The 17,534-nt window shown below is 56.4% G+C and carries 20 protein-coding genes; 13 read left to right on the top strand and 7 right to left on the bottom strand.

All coding sequences use genetic code 11. The features are described from left to right. The first annotated feature begins 61 nt into the window (after positions 1-61). The 6 genes from CBW65_RS06430 to CBW65_RS06405 all read left to right on the top strand — a co-directional run bounded on the left by CBW65_RS06430 (position 62) and on the right by CBW65_RS06405 (position 5,461). Positions 62-520, top strand: coding sequence for an SRPBCC family protein (locus CBW65_RS06430; protein ID WP_087456153.1), 459 nt, complete (start codon positions 62-64; stop codon positions 518-520). Positions 521-613: 93 nt separating this feature from the next. Next, complete coding sequence (locus CBW65_RS06425; protein ID WP_087459144.1) at positions 614-940, top strand: metal-sensitive transcriptional regulator; 327 nt, start codon at positions 614-616, stop codon at positions 938-940. Between the two features lie 149 nt (positions 941-1,089). After that, complete coding sequence (locus CBW65_RS06420; RefSeq protein WP_087459143.1) at positions 1,090-2,448, top strand: DJ-1/PfpI family protein; 1,359 nt, start codon at positions 1,090-1,092, stop codon at positions 2,446-2,448. A 96-nt stretch (positions 2,449-2,544) separates the two neighbouring features. Beyond that, positions 2,545-3,642 (top strand): DNA alkylation repair protein, encoded by a 1,098-nt coding sequence (locus tag CBW65_RS06415; protein ID WP_087456152.1) that lies wholly within the window; start codon positions 2,545-2,547, stop codon positions 3,640-3,642. 49 nt (positions 3,643-3,691) lie between these two features. Then, positions 3,692-4,783, top strand: coding sequence for a threonine aldolase family protein (locus tag CBW65_RS06410; protein ID WP_087456151.1), 1,092 nt, complete (start codon positions 3,692-3,694; stop codon positions 4,781-4,783). A 69-nt stretch (positions 4,784-4,852) separates the two neighbouring features. After that, entirely contained in the window at positions 4,853-5,461 is a 609-nt protein-coding gene (locus CBW65_RS06405; protein ID WP_087456150.1) for an HD domain-containing protein, read from the top strand. Here the strand turns inward: CBW65_RS06405 and CBW65_RS06400 are convergent. Continuing rightward, positions 5,458-6,240 carry a helix-turn-helix domain-containing protein gene (locus CBW65_RS06400; RefSeq protein WP_087456149.1) on the bottom strand — a complete coding sequence of 261 codons (783 nt, stop codon included), beginning with the start codon at positions 6,238-6,240 and terminating at the stop codon, positions 5,458-5,460. The genes CBW65_RS06405 and CBW65_RS06400 overlap by 4 nt on opposite strands. 93 nt (positions 6,241-6,333) lie before the next feature. Between CBW65_RS06400 and CBW65_RS06395 the strand changes: the two genes are divergently transcribed. The 6 genes from CBW65_RS06395 to CBW65_RS06370 all read left to right on the top strand — a co-directional run bounded on the left by CBW65_RS06395 (position 6,334) and on the right by CBW65_RS06370 (position 11,921). Then, positions 6,334-6,783 carry an SRPBCC family protein gene (locus CBW65_RS06395; protein WP_087456148.1) on the top strand — a complete coding sequence of 150 codons (450 nt, stop codon included), beginning with the start codon at positions 6,334-6,336 and terminating at the stop codon, positions 6,781-6,783. A gap of 155 nt (positions 6,784-6,938) precedes the next feature. Then, on the top strand, positions 6,939-7,706 hold the full coding sequence (locus CBW65_RS06390; RefSeq protein WP_332457833.1) for a DNA-3-methyladenine glycosylase family protein: 768 nt from the start codon (positions 6,939-6,941) through the stop codon (positions 7,704-7,706). A gap of 23 nt (positions 7,707-7,729) precedes the next feature. After that, positions 7,730-8,815 carry an MBL fold metallo-hydrolase gene (locus CBW65_RS06385; protein WP_087456146.1) on the top strand — a complete coding sequence of 362 codons (1,086 nt, stop codon included), beginning with the start codon at positions 7,730-7,732 and terminating at the stop codon, positions 8,813-8,815. A gap of 113 nt (positions 8,816-8,928) precedes the next feature. Then, positions 8,929-9,933: an LLM class flavin-dependent oxidoreductase gene (locus CBW65_RS06380; protein ID WP_087456145.1), complete on the top strand. Its 1,005-nt coding sequence runs from the start codon at positions 8,929-8,931 to the stop codon at positions 9,931-9,933. A 3-nt stretch (positions 9,934-9,936) separates the two neighbouring features. After that, positions 9,937-11,382, top strand: coding sequence for a nicotinate phosphoribosyltransferase (locus tag CBW65_RS06375; protein ID WP_087456144.1), 1,446 nt, complete (start codon positions 9,937-9,939; stop codon positions 11,380-11,382). 110 nt (positions 11,383-11,492) lie between these two features. Then, a complete protein-coding gene (locus CBW65_RS06370) occupies positions 11,493-11,921 on the top strand; it encodes an SRPBCC family protein (RefSeq protein ID WP_087456143.1) in 429 nt (142 codons plus the stop codon). A gap of 117 nt (positions 11,922-12,038) precedes the next feature. Here CBW65_RS06370 and CBW65_RS06365 read toward each other — a convergent pair whose 3' ends face one another. Together CBW65_RS06365 and CBW65_RS06360 are read right to left on the bottom strand one after the other, a co-directional pair. Then, entirely contained in the window at positions 12,039-12,827 is a 789-nt protein-coding gene (locus CBW65_RS06365) for a lipase family protein (protein ID WP_087456142.1), read from the bottom strand. A gap of 39 nt (positions 12,828-12,866) precedes the next feature. Next, entirely contained in the window at positions 12,867-13,598 is a 732-nt protein-coding gene (locus CBW65_RS06360; RefSeq protein ID WP_232463453.1) for an MBL fold metallo-hydrolase, read from the bottom strand. 118 nt (positions 13,599-13,716) lie between these two features. On the opposite strand from CBW65_RS06360, the gene CBW65_RS06355 reads away from it, so the two are divergent. Next, complete coding sequence (locus CBW65_RS06355) at positions 13,717-14,817, top strand: hypothetical protein (protein WP_087456141.1); 1,101 nt, start codon at positions 13,717-13,719, stop codon at positions 14,815-14,817. Between the two features lie 70 nt (positions 14,818-14,887). On the opposite strand, the gene CBW65_RS06350 is transcribed toward CBW65_RS06355, so the two are convergent. Genes CBW65_RS06350 through CBW65_RS06335 form a run of 4 tightly spaced genes read right to left on the bottom strand, consistent with a single transcriptional unit; the run spans position 14,888 to position 16,992 of the window. After that, on the bottom strand, positions 14,888-15,424 hold the full coding sequence (locus tag CBW65_RS06350; RefSeq protein ID WP_087456140.1) for a phage tail protein: 537 nt from the start codon (positions 15,422-15,424) through the stop codon (positions 14,888-14,890). A gap of 17 nt (positions 15,425-15,441) precedes the next feature. Then, the gene (locus tag CBW65_RS06345) at positions 15,442-15,939 is read right to left on the bottom strand and encodes a phage tail protein (RefSeq protein WP_087456139.1); all 498 of its coding nucleotides are present in this window, start codon (positions 15,937-15,939) and stop codon (positions 15,442-15,444) included. 37 nt (positions 15,940-15,976) lie between these two features. Continuing rightward, positions 15,977-16,483 (bottom strand): phage tail protein, encoded by a 507-nt coding sequence (locus CBW65_RS06340; RefSeq protein WP_087456138.1) that lies wholly within the window; start codon positions 16,481-16,483, stop codon positions 15,977-15,979. Positions 16,484-16,506: 23 nt separating this feature from the next. Continuing rightward, positions 16,507-16,992, bottom strand: a complete 486-nt coding sequence (locus tag CBW65_RS06335; protein WP_087456137.1) for a GNAT family N-acetyltransferase — start codon at positions 16,990-16,992, stop codon at positions 16,507-16,509. Positions 16,993-17,534: the final 542 nt, after the last annotated feature.

Raw genomic sequence — 17,534 nt, 5'->3', positions numbered from 1 at the left:
AAAAGCACAAGGTGCAGAGCCGGATCGACGAATTTCTGGCTTCTGGCAAGGAGGAAGACCAATGATCGAGTGGAACGAGGAAACGACGATTGGGGCAAATATCGAAACAGTGTGGGCGCTGTTTTCGGACAAGCACATTCAGAAGATCATGCCCAAGGTCGAAGAGCACACCTGCATTGAAAAATCGGAGCAGGAAGTTGGCGCCAAACACCAGCAGAAATACCGGGAAGGGAAACGCGTGGAAACGTACATCGTGGAGACGCTCGCTTATGAAGACCTGCCGGAGTTGAAGCGGAAGCGGATCGCTTTTGTGATCGGGAAGGCATTTGAGGTCGATCTGACCTTTACGCTGCAGAAGCTTGATGAGACGCACACGAAGTTCGTCTACGCCGGGCAGAACAAAGGCGTGAATTTCCTGGGACGCGCGATGATCAAGCTCGGGAACCAGAAGAGCAACCTGAAAGTGGTCGAGGAGTTCTTGCAACTGGTGGAGCAGGAAGCGCTGAAAATGACTTCGTAATTGCATCGTGTTTAAAAATCCTTGCTTGACATACCCTACGTAGGTATCTCATATTTAAAGCAAGGAGGGGGATGCCCTGTGGAATCGGAAGACATGAAAGACGTGGAGCTGAACGACGTAAGCTGCCACGCTGACGGTGAACGCAAAAGCCACCATTCGGACAAGATGAAGTCCAATCTGGTCGCGCGCCTGAACCGCATCGAAGGGCAGATCCGCGGCGTCAAAGGGCTGATCGAGAAGGACGCCTATTGCGACGACGTGCTCAACCAGATCGCCGCCTGCCAATCGGCGCTGAATAGCGTCGGCAAACTGCTGCTCGAAGGCCACATGCGCAGCTGCGTCGTGGAGCGGCTCCAGGAAGGCGATCAGGAAGTGATCGACGAACTCCTGATCACGATCACCAAACTGATCAAAAAGTAGGAACCCAACAAATGTGCTAACCCGGCACATTTGTTTTTTATGCTTTACATACAGTAGGGGGGTATGGTAAATTAGAGCCAACAACAGGAAAACATTGGAGGAGGAAGAAGCGAGTGAAAAAGATTTTGCTGCGTTTTGTGGTCTATCTGATGACATTGATTTTGGTGGTCGGCGGGGCCGGGTTCTTGGGATATGGCAGCACCTACCGCGATTTTTACGGCTCGGTGTACCAAGGGACGTTCCCGGAATGGCAGGATGTGAGCGTTCCGGAACATGATGCGGAAAAACCGACCGTGGCCGTCCTGATGAGCGATGCGTCGACGACGACCGAAGTGTTCGATTTTCTCATTCCGTATGATCTGTTTGCGATGACCGAAGCGTATAACGTCTACGCGGTGGCGCCTGACAAAAAGGTCAAGTCGCTGTCCGGCGGGCTGGAAGTGGCACCGCACTACTCGTTTGATGAACTGGACGCCATGCTCAAGAAAAGCCCGGACATCATCGTGATTCCGTACATCCCGATTGTAGACAAAGAGCTGTACAAACCGATTCGCGAGTATATCCAAAAGCACAAGGACACCACGTTGGTCAGCATCTGCGGCGGCGCGATGAACCTGGCCGACGCCGGGCTGCTCGACGGGAAGCAGGCGACAACGCACTGGCAGGCGATCAGTTTGCAGGGCAGTTCTTTCCCGAATGTCGACTGGCAAGCCAACCAGCGCTATGTCGCAACTGGCAACCTCGTCACTTCCGGCGGACAGACGGGCGGCTTTGATGCAGTTCTCTACACGATCTCGCAAAAACTCGGCGAGCCGATGGCGAAAAAAGTGGCAGCGGAAGCGAAATACCCGATGTACCAGTACGTTCAGAACCCGACGGTTGATCCATATTCGGTTGATGCCCGCTTCTTCGGGATCTATGTGGTCAACAATGCCTTCCAATGGAACAAGGTGCAAACGGGCGTGATGCTTTATGACGGCATGGAAGAGATGGCGCTGTCGTCCGTCTTTGACACCTATGCCGACACCGGCACCACGCAGGTCAAGACGATCTCCCAATCGGATCGGCCGATCGTCACGAAGCACGGCTTGAACATCGTGGCCCGCCATCAGTTGGCAGATGCACCGAAGCTGGATCGCATGTTTGTGACCGGCACGGAGGGCAAGTCGCTGGCGGAGGATGAAGTTAAGGCTTGGAGTGAATTGCAAGATGTGCCTGCCATCGAGTACCCCCATGCGAACTCGGCAGACCGCTTCGTTTTTGAAGAGCCGCTGGAAGACCTGGCGCAGCAGGAAGATGTCTCGACGGCAGAACATGCGGTGAAGCGATTTGAGTACCGCGCCAACGGTGTGACGCTGGAAGGCAAGGCGTTTGCGTACGAGACGTATGGCAACTTGGCATTGCTGATCGTGGCGGCTGTGCTCCTCGCGTTCATCATCGACAGACGGTTCATCTCGAAAAAGAAATTCGTTTTCGGTGCGAAGCGTGATGCCTCTGTGGTAGAGTGATTGTAAAGAATTAGCAGAAGGAGACCTCTCGAAGCTGAACAGCTGGGAAGAGGTCTGCTTCTTTTTGTGGATGAAGCGGATCGGGAGGCGGTCAGGGTGGCGGAATTGAAGGCGGTTTATCATGAGGAATTCTTGCGTGGTTTTGGCGAGAAGGTGCGTGCAGTGTATGGCGCGTTTGATGTGGACGGATTTGTTGCGGCGGTGCTGGAAGCGCCGTGGGAGACGCTGGAGCTGAAAGCGCGGATGCGGCGGATCACGGAGCGGCTGGGGCAGTTTTTGCCGTCGCGCTATGAGGAGGCGCTGGCGGTGCTGTTTGCGGTCGAGGAAGGCTGCACGGGGCTGCCGTATCTATTTTTCCCCGACTTTGTGGAAGTGTACGGGCAGGCGGAAGAAGATTGGGAGCTGTCGATGCAGGCGTTGGCGCGGTTTACCAAGCTGTCGACGGCAGAGTTTGCTGTGCGGCCGTTTCTGCTGCGCGAGCCGGAGCGGATGATGGCGCAGATGACGATATGGGCGCAGGATGAAAATGAACATCTGCGCCGCCTGGCCAGCGAAGGGTGCCGCCCGCGCCTGCCGTGGGGACAAGCGCTCCCGATGTTCAAACGCGACCCGGCTCCGGTGCTGCAGCTCTTGGAACTGCTGAAAGCAGACCCGTCGCTCTATGTGCGCAAAAGCGTGGCCAACAACTTAAACGACATCGCCAAAGACCACCCTCAGCTGGTCATCGAGACGGCACGCCGCTGGCTCGGCGTGCATCCGCTGACCGACTGGATCGTGCGGCGCGGGTGCCGGACGCTGGTGCGCCAAGCCGACCCGGAAGTGATGCAGCTGTTTGGCTATGCGGATACGGCGGAAGGTGATGCCCTGGTCACGCAAGCCTCGCTCTCGGCAGCGCCTGCCACGGTGCGGATCGGAGAGAACTGTGAGCTGCAGTATGCCTTGCAGATTCGCGAAGGCGAGCAGGTGAAGATCCGGGTGGAGTACGGGATTGATTTTGTGAAAAAGCGTGGCGTCTCGCGCAAGCTGTTTCTGCTCTCCGACAAAACGGTGCCCGGCGGCGCAACGCTTTCCGGCGTGCGGACACACAAATGGGCCGACCTGTCGACCCGCCGCCATTATCCGGGGGAGCATCGGATCGTGCTGCTCGTAAATGGACAAGAAGCGGCGGCGGCTGCCGTGATGCTGGAATCCTGATGTGGTAAAATGAGGACAGAAGAAGAGCTGGAAAGGGGTAAATGATCAAGTGAGCGGACATAACGTAGTAGCAGAGGCTTTTGCCCAGACGCAGTATCAAGTGGGGGGCCACGGCAAGCGCATCGTGCAAGTGCTGAAAGATGTGCTGAATGAGGTGGAAGGCACCGTTGAAGGCGATATGTACGGTTCGGGCAAGCTGATCGCAGATTTTGAAGCAAAAATGGCAGAGTATTTGGGCAAAGAGTCGGCCGTCTTTTTTCCGAGCGGCACGATGGCGCAGCAGATCGCGCTGCGCATCTGGTGTGATGAGTTGGGGCTGAAAAAGGTCGCCTATCACCCGTTGTCCCATTTGGAAATCCATGAAGAGGCGGGCCTGCGCGAACTGCACGGCATCGAATCGGTGCTGCTCGGCGAGAAAGACCGTTTGATTCAGCTCGAGGAGATCTTGAACCTGCAGGAGGAGATCGCCTGCCTGCTGCTCGAACTGCCGCAGCGCGAGATCGGCGGGCAGTTGCCGTCGTTTGAAGATCTGCAGAAGATCTCCGCCCATTGCCGAGAAAAGGGCATCCGGCTGCATCTGGACGGGGCGCGCCTGTTTGAAATTTTGCCGTACTATCAAAAGACGGCGCAGGAAGTCTGCGCGCTTTTTGACAGCGTTTATGTGTCGTTTTACAAAGGCATCGGCGGGATTGCCGGGGCGATTCTGGCCGGGAGCGCCGAGTTTACCAAGCAATCGAAAGTCTGGAAACGCCGCCATGGCGGGGACTTGATCTCGCTGTATCCGTATATCCTCACCGCGGATGCATATTTCGACCAGCGGATTCCGAAGATGGGGCAGTATTACGAGCAGGCGCAAGAGCTGGCCGGCCTTTACAACCAGTGCCCGCGCGTGACGACGTGGCCGGAAGTGCCGGTGTCGAACATGTTCCATGTGCATGTTGAGCTGCCGAAAGCAGAGCTGGAGCCGATCTTGGCGGCCGTCTATGCGGAGACCGGTGTTGGCTTAACGCCTTATGTGCGCGAGTATGATGAGAGCACCAGCTCTTTTGAAGTCGGCATCGGCGACCGCTATGCACAGGTGCCCAAAGATGCGCTGCACACCGCATTCCGACTGCTCCACGAAAAACTCCAAAATCTGTAGCTTGTGCTTCCCGGCGCTCTTTGATATAGTCTTTCGAAATACCTAGACGAGAGAGAGGAGCGATTCAACATGGGAATCCATAACTACTTTAAGAGCCTGTCCGATCTGGAGGGCATCAACCGCTGCCCGGGCAAGTTCAAATATCAGGAGCATTCGGTGGCCAGCCACTCCTTTAAAGTGACGAAAATCGCTCAATTCCTTGGCACGGTGGAAGACCACCACGGGACGGCGATCGATTGGAGATTGCTCTATGAAAAAGCGATCAACCACGACTACGCCGAGCTGTTCACCGGCGACATCAAGACGCCGGTCAAGTACGCCTCCCCGGAGCTGAAGGAACTCTTTTCTCAAGTGGAAGAAACGATGACGCGGAAATTTATCGAGGCGGAGATTCCGGAGGAGTTTCGGGCGATCTACACGCAGCGCTTCAGCGAAGGCAAGGACGACACGATCGAAGGCAAAATCCTCGCCGCAGCCGACAAGATCGACCTGCTGTACGAATCGTTTGGCGAGATTTTGAAAGGCAACCCGGAGCCCCTGTTCATGGAGATCTACGAGGAAGCTCTGTCGACGATCAACTCCTTCCGGGAGCTGCGTTCGGTGCAGTACTTTTTGGACAACGTGCTTCCGGAGATGCTGGAAGAGCGCAACAACGTGGGAAATAATCCGGGCCGCTAGGTAGCGGACGTGTACTCGACAGGCGTTTTGCCGATGATCGTTTTGAAGTCTTTGATAAAATGGGACTGGTCGTAGTAGCCGAGCTCGGCGGAAAGCTGTGCCAAGTCCCGGTGCTGACCCTGTTCCAGCGCTTCGGCGGCGTTTTGCAGGCGGTATAATTTGATCACCCATTTCGGGGTTACTCCAACGTATTGGTCGAAGATGCGTTGGAGTTTTCTTTTGTTGATGAAGAGTTGTTCGCAGACCTGATCGACTTTGGTGATGTTGGGGTCGGTGATGATCCGGTCGATGATGGCGTTGATCAGGGTCACATTTTCATCGGGCTGCGGGAGTTTGGGCAGGAGGAACTGTTCGGCGAGCGCGATTCTTTGTTCGTCGCTGTCTTGGGCGAGGATTTGCTGCTCGATGTGCGAGTCGTCGACGCCAAATACGTCGCAGAGCCGGTGGGGCTGTGTGGACAGTTGGGAGACGGGCTGCTTGAGAAACGGGTAGAAGCCGCCGGGATGGAATTTGATGCCGAACACCAAGCCGTGGTCTTGGAGGAAGTAGGAGAATTTCTGGGTGGAGGCGCCGTAGATCGCCGTTTTGCCGGGCTCGATCACGAGGTTGACGCAGGGGTTTGGCACGACGTGTTGCAGGTACGGCTCTTGGCCGCGCAGGTCCCAGGCGACGATCCAGTAGTGTTTGATAAACGGGCGGAGCGCGTCGGACGGGGCATGGCGGGTGAGGGTGAATTTGGACTTGCCCTCTGCTATTTTCAGAACGCCCATCGGCTTCATTGGTTTCACTCCTGTGCGTGTCGCGTTTTTACGATACATTTATCTAATAAACGGTTATACTTCATAGTAACGCATATCTCGAGGAGGAGAAACATGGAACTGAAGTATGAGTTTTATATCGACGGCACCCGGGAGCAGGTCTGGGATGCGTTCGTATCGCCGGAAGGAACGCGCAAGACGTTTTTCAACTGTGTGATTCGTTCGACGTTTGAAGTGGGCACACCTTACGCGTACGTGGGACCGGGTGCGGACGGAGATGAGACGGTGCATGTGCACGGGAAGATCTTGCAGTATGAGCCGCATCAAGTGCTCAGCTACACGGAGAATGCAGGCCCGTCCTATCGCGAGTACGATGCCGAACTGGATACGCGCGTGACGTTTACGCTGGAGACGGTCGGCAACTGCACCAAGCTGACCCTCGTCAACGACCAGATCAAGCCTGACCACCCGTCCCTGCAAAACGCCGAGTCGAGCTGGTGGATGATCCTGAGCAACATCAAGACGCTCGTCGAGACCGGAAAGACGCTGGACTTCGGATGGTAGAAAAGCAAGACCAGCAGGCACCTGAGAAGGTGCCTTTCGCTGTTTCCGAATCTATTTGTGTGATTGAAGTGCCTGATGCTTTTAGGTTTCAAGAGGCGTTGGTCTATCTGGGGAGATCAGCGAATGAGTGCCTGTACCAAGTGGAAGACGGGTGTGTGCGGAAGCTGTTGAAGATCGACGGGGCACCTGTCTTGTTTGAACTCAGCAGCGGGGAGGTCGGAACGCTTCTCTTGCGGTTTTTGAACGGGATGCCAAGCGAAGCGCAGAAGGCGGCAGTGGTTGAATACGTGCGGGAGTGGCTTGATTTGGATCGGGATCTGGCGCCTTTTTACGCGATGGCGGCGGAAGACTCCATCTTGAAGAGTCTGGCAGAAAAGTACTACGGGCTGCGCGTGATCCGCATTCCTGACCTGTTCGAGGCGCTGTGCTGGGCGATCATGGGCCAGCAGATCAATCTGGCGTTTGCTTACACGCTGAAACGCCGCTTTGTCGAAGCGTTCGGCGAATCGTTTCAAAGCTACTGGCTCTTCCCGCGCCCGGAACAAGTGGCAACGCTTACGGTGGACGAGTTGCGCGAACTGCAATTCACCGGGAAAAAAGCAGAATACATCATCGAAGTGGCACAACAGCTGGCCACTGGCAAACTAAGCAAACAAGCCCTGCTCGAACTCACCCCGGCAGCGGCGGAAAAGCAGATGGTCAAAGTCCGCGGCATCGGCCCGTGGACGGCAAATTACGTGCGGCTGCGCTGTCTCGGCGACACCTCCGCCTTTCCCCTTGCTGACGTCGGGCTGCACAACGCGATCAAGGCGCAGCTTGGCCTGGAGCGCAAACCGACGCTTACGGAAATGGAACATCTGGCCCGCCCGTGGAAAAATTGGGAGGCGTATGCTACCTTTTATCTGTGGCGAAGTTTATATTGAAACGATAAAAGAGGGAACTGTCGATGATCCTTACACTCAGCATACTGGCTGCACTCGTCGTCGCTGTCATTCTGGTGCTCAACTTCTATCCGCATCTCGGGGGCAAGCCTTCCTCTGAGCAGAAACAGCGCCGCGTGCAGTCGAAGAATTTTCAAAACGGGAAGTTCATCAACCAGATCCCGACCCGCATGGACAGCAGTGTCAAAACGTCACTGTCGATCCTGCGGGATTTTGTGAAACCGAATCCGAATCGCAAACCAGGCTCGCCTTTGCCGATGGAGCCGCTGCACCTGCCGGAAGATCAGGACGCAAAAGTCACGTGGTTTGGGCACTCGGCGCTGCTCTTGCAACTGGACGGGAAAACGCTGCTCGTCGACCCGATGTTCGGCCGGACCCCGTCGCCGTTTCCGCAGTTTGGGGGCGGGCGCTACAGCGGCTCTCTGCCGTTTGAGATCGAAGAGCTGCCGGTGATCGACGCGGTGATTTTGTCACACGATCATTACGACCATCTGGACTATGGCTCGATCAAACGCTTGAAACATAAAGTCCGCCAGTTTATCGTCCCGCTTGGCGTCGGCGCGCATCTCAAACGCTGGGGCGTGGCGGCGGAGAAGATTCAGGAGCACGACTGGTGGAGTGAATTCCAGTACGAAGGGCTGACCTTGGCCTGCACGCCTGCCAGGCATTTTTCCGGACGGAGCCTGACCGACCGCGACTCGACCCTGTGGTGCTCATGGGTGATCATCGGGGAGCAGACCAAGCTGTATTTCAGCGGTGACAGCGGTTATGGCCCGCATTTTCAGGAGATTGGGCGGGCGTACGGGCCGTTCGATCTGACGTTTATGGAGTGTGGACAATACGACCCGCGCTGGGCGGCGATCCACATGATGCCGGAAGAGACGGTGCAGGCGCACCTCGATGTGCAAGGCAAGGTGCTGATCCCGATTCACTGGGCGGCGTTTACGCTGGCGCTGCATGACTGGACCGATCCGGTCGAGCGCGTGTTACAAGCGGCACAACTGAACAATGTCACGCTGGCCACGCCGAAGCTCGGCGAAGCGGTGCGCGTGCATGCGGCAGAATACCCTGTCTCCACGTGGTGGAGGTAGGGTTTTTTGCTGTGCTTTGCTGTACTTTTTGCTGTAAGCCATCGTACAGATTCATGCGGAACGCAAATGAGATCATACTAAGGATGGCGTTTCCAAATGAGGAGGAGCACAACATGCAACTGCGTGAGATTCCCTATTCCGTATTAGACCTCGCGCCGATCGTCGTGGGCAGCAACGCGACGCAGGCGTTTCGCAACAGTGTAGATCTGGCTCAGCATACCGAGAAGTGGGGCTATACCCGCTATTGGCTCGCCGAGCATCACAACATGACGGGCATCGCCAGCTCGGCCACTTCGGTGCTGATCGGGCACATCGCAGGCAGCACGTCGACGATCCGCGTCGGGTCGGGCGGGATCATGCTGCCCAACCATGCGCCGCTGATGATCGCCGAACAATTTGGCACCTTGGAATCCCTGTATCCGGGGCGCATCGACCTCGGTCTCGGCCGTGCGCCGGGCTCCGACCAGCCGGCGATGCGCGCGATGCGCCGGGGACTGAACAGCAACGGGGAAGACTTCCCGGAGCTGGTCGAGGAGCTGCGGGCGTATTTCAACCCGCCCGTTCCGCCGGAGCAGATGCCGGTCCGCGCCATCCCCGGCGAAGGGCTGAAGATTCCGATCTGGCTGCTTGGCTCCAGCGCTTTCAGCGCACAGTTGGCCGGGATGCTCGGCTTGCCGTTTGCGTTTGCCGCCCATTTCTCGCCGCGCTTCACGATGCCGGCGCTCGATCTGTACCGCCGCAGCTTCCAGCCGTCCGACGTGCTCGACGAGCCGTATGCGATGGTTGGGTTGAACGTGGTCGCCGCCGACACTGACGGGGAAGCGCGCCGCCTGGCGACGTCGATGCAGCAGCAGTTCCTCAACCTGATCCGCAACCGTCCCGGCCAATTGCAGCCGCCGGTCGACAACATGGACGACTACTGGACCGAGTATGAAAAAGACGCGGTCAAGCAGCAGCTCGGCTCTTCCATCGTCGGCGGTCCGGAGCGCGTGAAAGAGAAACTGCAGGCCTTCCTCGACAAGACGCAGGCCAACGAATTGATGATCAACGCGCAGATCTACGACCACGCGGCCCGTCTGCGTTCCTTTGAAATCGTGTCGGAAATTTTCCAGTCCTAAGCGATGGAGAACTTGACGCTGAACACAGACAACTATCAGCTGGCGATGGCTTATGCGCATTTTCAAAACGGCACGCACAATCAGCAGACAGTCTTCGAGATGTATTTTCGCAACTTGCCTTTTGGCAGCGGCTATGCAGTTTTTGCCGGGCTGGAGCGGGTGGCGGCGTACCTGCGCAGCTTGCATTTTTCAGATGAGATGATCCTCTTTTTGCAAAAACAGCCGGAGGGCTACTCGGCCGAATTTTTGGAGGAGCTGCGGAACTTCCGCTTCACCGGCACACTGCGGGCGGTGCGCGAAGGGTCGGTCGTGTTTCCCAACGAGCCGCTGTTGCAGGTGGAAGCCCGCGTGCTGGAGGCGCAGATCATCGAGACGGCGCTGCTTAACGCCGTGAATTTTCAAACGCTGATCGCCACGAAAGCAGCCCGCATTCGCCAAGAGGTCGGCCCGGAAAGCTACCTGATCGAAATGGGCACGCGGCGGGCACACGAAGCGGATGCGGCGGTGTGGGGGACGCGGGCGGCGTATATCGCAGGGTTTGACTCGACGTCGAACATGCAGGCCGGGATGCAGTTTGGCATCCCGACCAAAGGCACGCACGCGCACTCTTGGGTGCAGACGCATGAGACGGAGCTGGAAGCGTTCCGCAGATTTGCCGAGGTGTTCCCGGAGAGCACGACGCTGCTGGTCGACACGTACAACACGCTGGGGTCGGGCCTGCCCAACGCGATCCAAGTCGCCAAAGAGTTGGAGCAGCGCGGCAAGAAGCTGTTTGGAATCCGCCTCGACTCGGGCGACATCGCTTACCAGTCGAAAGTGGCGCGGAAGATGCTCGACGAGGCCGGGCTGTCCTATGTGAAAATCGCTGCGTCCAACGACCTCGACGAGCACACGATCCTGCATTTGAAAGTCCAAGGGGCGCAAGTCGACATCTGGGGCGTCGGCACGAAGCTGATCACCGCGTATGACCAGCCCGCGCTGGGCGGTGTGTACAAGCTGGTTGAGCGCGAACTGCACGGAAAGATGGAGCCTTCGATCAAGATCAGCGGCAACCCGGAGAAGATCACCACCCCGTATCGGAAAAAGGTGTACCGCATTTTGAACGCACGGGGCAAAGCGCAAGGGGACTATCTCGCCTTGCCAGAAGAGACCGATGTGACAAAAGGGGAGCGGATCAAGCTGTTCGACCCGGTGCATACGCACGTTCACAAATTCGTCGAAGGCTACACGGCGGTGCCGCTGCTGGAGACGATTTTTGATGAGGGGAAACTGGTCTATGCTCTGCCGGAGATCGGGGCGGTCAAAGCGTATCACCAAACGCAGCTCGAACAGTTCGACGGGGAGTATCTGCGGAATTTGAACCCGGAGAAGTATCACGTCAACCTCAGCGAACGGCTCTGGACACGCAAACGGGAATTGATCGAGATGTATGGAGAAGCAGCCCGGTAAGCAGACTGGAAGTGTGAGCAGCCGAACTGCTTGACAGGAAACCAAACGGTTACGTATAATCAATACGAAACCAGATGGTTTCCAATACTTCTGCTTTGGAGGTTGTACCCATGTCTGAAACCAACCAAGGAACTCTTCCTGTTATTCGTAATACGATTCAATTGAACGCGCCGATTCAAAAGGTGTGGGACGCTGTTGCCACTTCGGAAGGCATTGCCACCTGGTTTATGCCAAACGATTTTCAGCCGGTGCTCGGCAATGAATTTGCGCTGGAAGGCCCGTTTGGCAAATCCCCGTGCAAAGTGACCGAGCTCGACCCGCCGAACAAGCTGGTCTTCACGTGGGGCCAGAACTGGATCGTCACCTTTGAGCTGCACGAGACGGAAGCGGGCAAGACCGAATTTACCCTGCTCCATGACGGCTGGGAAGCAGGCAAGGTGCTCGAAAGCGGCGAAGAAGCATCTGCCGTCCGCGCCAAAATGGCGCATGGCTGGGAAGTGGCTGTATTGCCGCGACTGGTCGAATACGTGCAAAAGTAAGACATACTGCCGATCAACTTTTCATCATGGTCTCCTGAGAGGCCATGATTTTTTTGAAAAGCATAAGCAAAAAGGCACCCGAGACGGTTGCCTTTTTGGCTGCTGTTACTGTTACTGTTACTGTTGCAGCTCTTGCTGCAGCAGGTAGAGATACGTATCCATCGAGTGGTAGCCGAGGATGTTGCGCGGCAGGTTGGGGTAGTTGAGCGAGTTCACTTCGTGCCCGGTGTTGACCTGATCGTACCCGAGCTGATGGAACGGCACGGTTGGCACGATGTCCGGCTTGTTGTAGATGCGGAAGCTGTTTGGCACCAGCAGGTTGAACGTCGCCGCAAATGTAGCGTCGCCGGTCATCGGCGCGGCAAAGGAGTACAGCTCCAGCGGGAAGCTCGCATGTTTGGCGGCGATCCAGATCGCGGTCAGGTTGGCGATCGCGCCGCCCAAGCTGTGGCCGGTGACGGTGATCGCCGTGTCGCCGGGCAACGTTTTCAAGAACTCGTCCAAGCTCTGCAGCGCAGATTCACCCGGTTTTACCGCGTTCAAGGATTCGAACATCTGGGTAAAACCCGATTCGGTGCGGCCGCCGTTTGGCACGGCGGTGAAATCGGTATGGCGCGCTTCAAAGTCGGCCAGCCAGTCCATCACGCCTTCGGTGCCGCGGAAGACGATCCCGTATTGGGTGGCGTCTGTGGTGGACTGCACGATGAAGCCGATGAATTGGATTTGCGAGAAAATGCCTGCCACCGGATCGCTTTGCAGGTTGGCGACAACTTGCCAGCCGGCCGGAAGGTTGACAGCAGTAGGCGGATTGATATCTTTGGTGTCGAGTTCATAGGTGCTGTAGGCGCTTTTGACCAGCTCGCCCCACCCGATGGCGGTCGAGACGGAGTACGTGAGAGTGCTCATGAGGATCGCTCCCTAATTTATGAGATAAGTGCAACTCTATTATACACCAGCCAGCTCTGAAAGACGCTGGTTCACGTTGTCGCTTGCGGAACCGCCGTGGTAGCAGATCACCGTCTCAATGTCGAAGGAGGTGAACTGCTGCAGGGAGCGGGTCGCCGTCTCCATGTCGAGCGTGTAGAGCGGGGACGGGCCGTTCAGCTGCCCCGCTTCGATCACCATGGCGTCGCCTGCGATCAGGGTTTTGCTCGGCGCGTGGTAGAGCGAAATGTGGCCCGGTGTATGTCCCGGCGTGTCGATGACGGTCAGGCCGCAGGGGAGGGTATCGCCGTGCGCGATGGTGGTGTCGACCGGCGCTTGGGGCGGATTTTTCAAAAGGGACAGGAAGGCCTGTTTCCACTCGGCCGGCACGTCCGGCGGCAGCGAGGCTTCCGCTTGGGCGACCGCTTCGTCGGTCAGCTTCAGCGGGCGTTTACTGCCGTCGATGTAGGGGATCTCGATCGGGTTGGCGAGGACTTCGATCTTTTGCGCCGCTTCCTGCAGAATCGAAGGCAGGGAGCCGACGTGGTCGAGGTCCTGGTGGGTGATGATGACCTGGGTCAATTTTTCAAAAGGCACTCCGGCTTCTTCCATCGCCGTGCGGATCAAGGGCAGCTGGCCAGGGTAGCCGGTGTCGATGAGGATGGCGTTTTCGTCATCCCAGACCAGCGTGGGGTGGATCGTGTTGGTTTCTCCCATCATGACGGCGGTGATGTTGAGCATTTTGATGTGCATCGTTGTCCCTCCACTTTTTTGATTCCTAAATGTTTCCATGTGGAAGTGCGAATTCCTTCTCCCGTTTGTTTCGTGTTAAAATGTATATAACTTTTAATCAGACGGGAGCCGGGAAGCGATGAGATTCGTTTCGCAACAGAAAGGGAGCACGGGGCAAGCGACGCCAAGTTCGGCGCGGGCACAGACGCCGGGAGCGGCGCCGCATCCGATTTTGCAAATGCAAAAGCTGCTGGGCAACCGGCGCACGGGGCAGATGTTGCGCCACCAGATGCTGCAGGCGAAAATGCCGGTGGCGCAGCGGATGAAGATCAAGCAGTCGGGGGAAGAGGTCAGCGTCGATGACTCGCGCGTGTATGAACTGACAGCGGCGGCATGGCTGGATGCGATCGGCAAGGGGCTGGTCGAGGCGACGCAGGAGGAGATCAAGACGCTGCAGAAGATGCAGGGGATGCTGGAAGACGATACAGGCAGCGATTTCGACCCGACCGACATGCTGAATCCGGATCAGCAGGAACTGCTCGATCAGATGCGGCCGCAGTTTGAGGCGCGCGTGGCGGAGCGGGACGGAAAGAAACTGCCGGGGAAAATGGTGCAGGGCGACCTGCTGGAGCATTACACCTCCACCCAGTCGCGGGACATGGAGGTCGAGGAGATGGACGCAAACAGCTACCATAAGAACATCCCGGGCATCGACCATCTGCGGGACCAGTCGACGCATCTGTTTGTGCAGGACAAGATGCACCTTTCTGTGCACACGGCGAAGATCGAGACCTACCGGGGGCATTATAAACGGCGCGGCAAGATGGGGGCCAACCTCGTCAAAGCGATGGCACAAGACGGCAAGCGCGGGACGAACATCCGCAGCCTGTTCGAAGATGCGATCAACAGCGGGTCCTGGGTGCATAAAGGCGCACTGCAGACCATTTACAACAAAGTGATGGAGTATCGCAAAAATGACGAGATCTCCGAGATCAAGGACGACGACGAGCTGATCGAGCTGGCGGCGAACAACATCGCCTTCAGCGTGCCGTCCGACATCTGGGAAGCGCTGTATCAACAGTATCTGAACGGCAACGTGCCGCAGGAAGAGATGCGCTCCTACATCCGCCTCGACATGAACACCGCCGAGTTCATCCAAGTGATGGCGCTGCTGGAAGACATCGCCGCGCCGTGGAATGAGCGCAACCAGAAAGAAGAGGATGACGAGTACAAGGAGTAGGCGCGCTTGATGTGCAAAACAAAAGCCCGGTTCCGTGAGGAGCCGGGCTGTTTTGCTTGCGATAAGCGTCTTAGCCGCGGGACGGGAATTCGCCCTGCAGGCAGATGATGAAGTTCTGCGCGATGAACGGCTGCATGTTGTTGTGCGGCTGCGAACCGCCGGTGATGTTTAATGCCACTGGGGACATTTGGATATCCGGGGTCGGGTTATACAGATTTGTCGATTTCGGCGGCACACCTTGTTTTTGCGACTGTGACCAAATGTTGTTCGTCGCGTCTTTCTCGGTACCGGCTGCATCCACTGCTTGCGGGACATGAGTATGTGCCGGGATCTCTGTGATGAGAAGCGTTTCGGTTGAAGTGCCAACCTTTGAACCCATGTTGCGCGGGGTCAAACCTTGTCCGGAACCTTGGTTCATGACCGCGCCGCCCATCAGGTTGGGCAATGCGAAGGTCGTTTTTCCATCTCCTCCGTACTGAACGCCGAGAATAGAGAAGAGGGCTGTATTTTGTGCGATCGACATCAACTGGCCGTTACAAAGGGCCCAGCCTTTCGGTGCAAAGTTTCCTGCAAAAATGCGAATCTCACCGATATATGCGTCTGCCATACGATGTTCGCCTCCTTCTAATTTCGACTTGGGAAGATTCCCTGGATTGCGATGGCGTAGTTCAAAACCAAATACGGCTGCATATTTTCATGCGGCTGGCTGCCACCCGTTACACCGATCGCTTCTACGTCCATCGCAACGAGCTGAGCTGCCGGAGAATAACCGTTGAGCTGAGAAGACCAAACGCCGCCGGACGGGGAGGGATCAGCAGCGTTGGCGGATGCTGCCGAGACTTGATGTGTATGCTGCGGCATCTCATTGACCGTCAAAGTATGGGCAGCTTCTCCTTGTGAAGTTCCGAGCGGAATGGTAGGGCTGACATGAATCGGCACACGGCCGCGATAGTCCGGCAAAGCGAACGTAGTTACACCGTCTCCGCCGTATACGTTGCCGAGCAGGGAATAGAGCGCCTGGTTCTGGTTGATCTGCAGGATCTGGCCTTCACAAAACATCCAGCCGCGCGGTGCATAGTTGTTGGCGAACAAGCGAACTTCGCCCACGAACGGTTCTGACATAGGGGATTCCTCCTTAGGTGGTTGAATTCTGACGGGACTACGGCTGCGGCGGGAAGACACCGTAAAGCGAGATGATAAACGAGATCGTCGTGGTAGGCATCATGTTGTTGTGCGGCTGAGTGCCGCCAACGACAGACAGTGCCTGCGCGTTCATGTCGACCGTGGTCTGCCCGTCGCCGGTAGCATAAGTTTTCAGTGAGCGAGAGGCCCAGACGTTATTGCTCGGCGTGTCGATCGTGCCTGCTGTGCCATATGACATGGCGGTGTGAGTGTGAGCGGGCATCTGGTTGGTCAGCAGCGTGACATTTTCGGTGCCGGCCATGGAACCACGCGGATAAGTGGTGCTGGGGTGAACCGCTACACGCCCTTGAAGATTAGGGAGTCCAAACGTGGTTTGCCCGTCACCGCCATAGGTGGTTCCAAGCAGAGCAAACAGCGCTTCGTTTTCAGCAATGCTGAGTATTTGGCCATTGCACAGCGCCCAGCCTTGCGGAGCGAAGTTGCCTGCAAACATGCGGATTTCGCCCAAATAAGATTCACTCATTCGTTTTCACCTCGTAGCTAGATTTATGGGAATGCATAGCCCGAGACGGGCTGGCTCCATTCCATGAAGTTATACAACTCATTTTCCCCGGTTTTGACAAAGCCAAGACGCGTGTAAAGCGTTTGAGCCGGGTTGGTCTTGAGAACACTCAGTCGCAGCGGCTGGTTTGCTTTGGTCGCTTCTTCCAGCAATTCTTGCAAAATCCCGGTGCCGATACCCTGATTGCGCGATGCGGCCAGCAAAGTCAGGTCGACCAGCCGGGTCTCCGAACGGCTGCGGTCTACGATAACCCTGCCGATTGGAAGATTGCGAAAGTTTAGGATGGAGTGTTCAGCATCCGGATATTGCAACGCGTAGGACTGGCTTTGCGCCTTCCATTGCATGTGCAAAAAACTTTGCTGCATTGCGTCATCCCAGCCCAGCGCCTGCATTTCTGCGCTGCGGGTCTCAGCGTACAGTTGAAACAGGAAGAGATCATCTTCCAGACGTGCCGGGACCTTCTGAATCATGGTTTCTCTCCAGTCAATTCCTGCAGAATTCGCAGAAACGTTCTACATTTTAGTATTTATTATAACATAGGGTAATTGATCAATCATCTTCCATGTGAGAAGTAATCGATTTAACCTAAAAAGTTGCCGAAAAACGTTTACTGGTGGGCTTCGATGCTTTATCATTAGAATGACTCTTTATCTTTAACTGGGTGCTTTCGGAAGAAAAGGGGGTGACTGGGGGAAGGGGCTGTTTACTTTTAAACCGCAGATTCCATTTAACCTGTAAGTGGTATCTGTGCGGGGAGGAGTTTCATGCAATTCAGTAACTTTATGCGGCGGTTCCAAAAGTCTCTGAGTTTATGCATTATTTTTCTGCTTGTGTTTTTGGTGAGCGGTGCGGGTCAATTTGCACAACTGGCAAGCGCTGCGCCCACTACGTGGGCAGATCTCGACCCGGATCCCGCAAACTCGTTAAACTTTAACTACGAACTTGAAGCGATCGCGTTCGGGAACGGTCAGTGGTTCGTGTCAAACAGTTCGGGTTTCTTGGGGTACACCGC

Origin of the sequence: Tumebacillus avium (genome assembly GCF_002162355.1) — a bacterium.
Taxonomy (GTDB): domain Bacteria; phylum Bacillota; class Bacilli; order Tumebacillales; family Tumebacillaceae; genus Tumebacillus_A; species Tumebacillus_A avium.
This window is presented reverse-complemented; position numbering and strand designations above follow the sequence as displayed.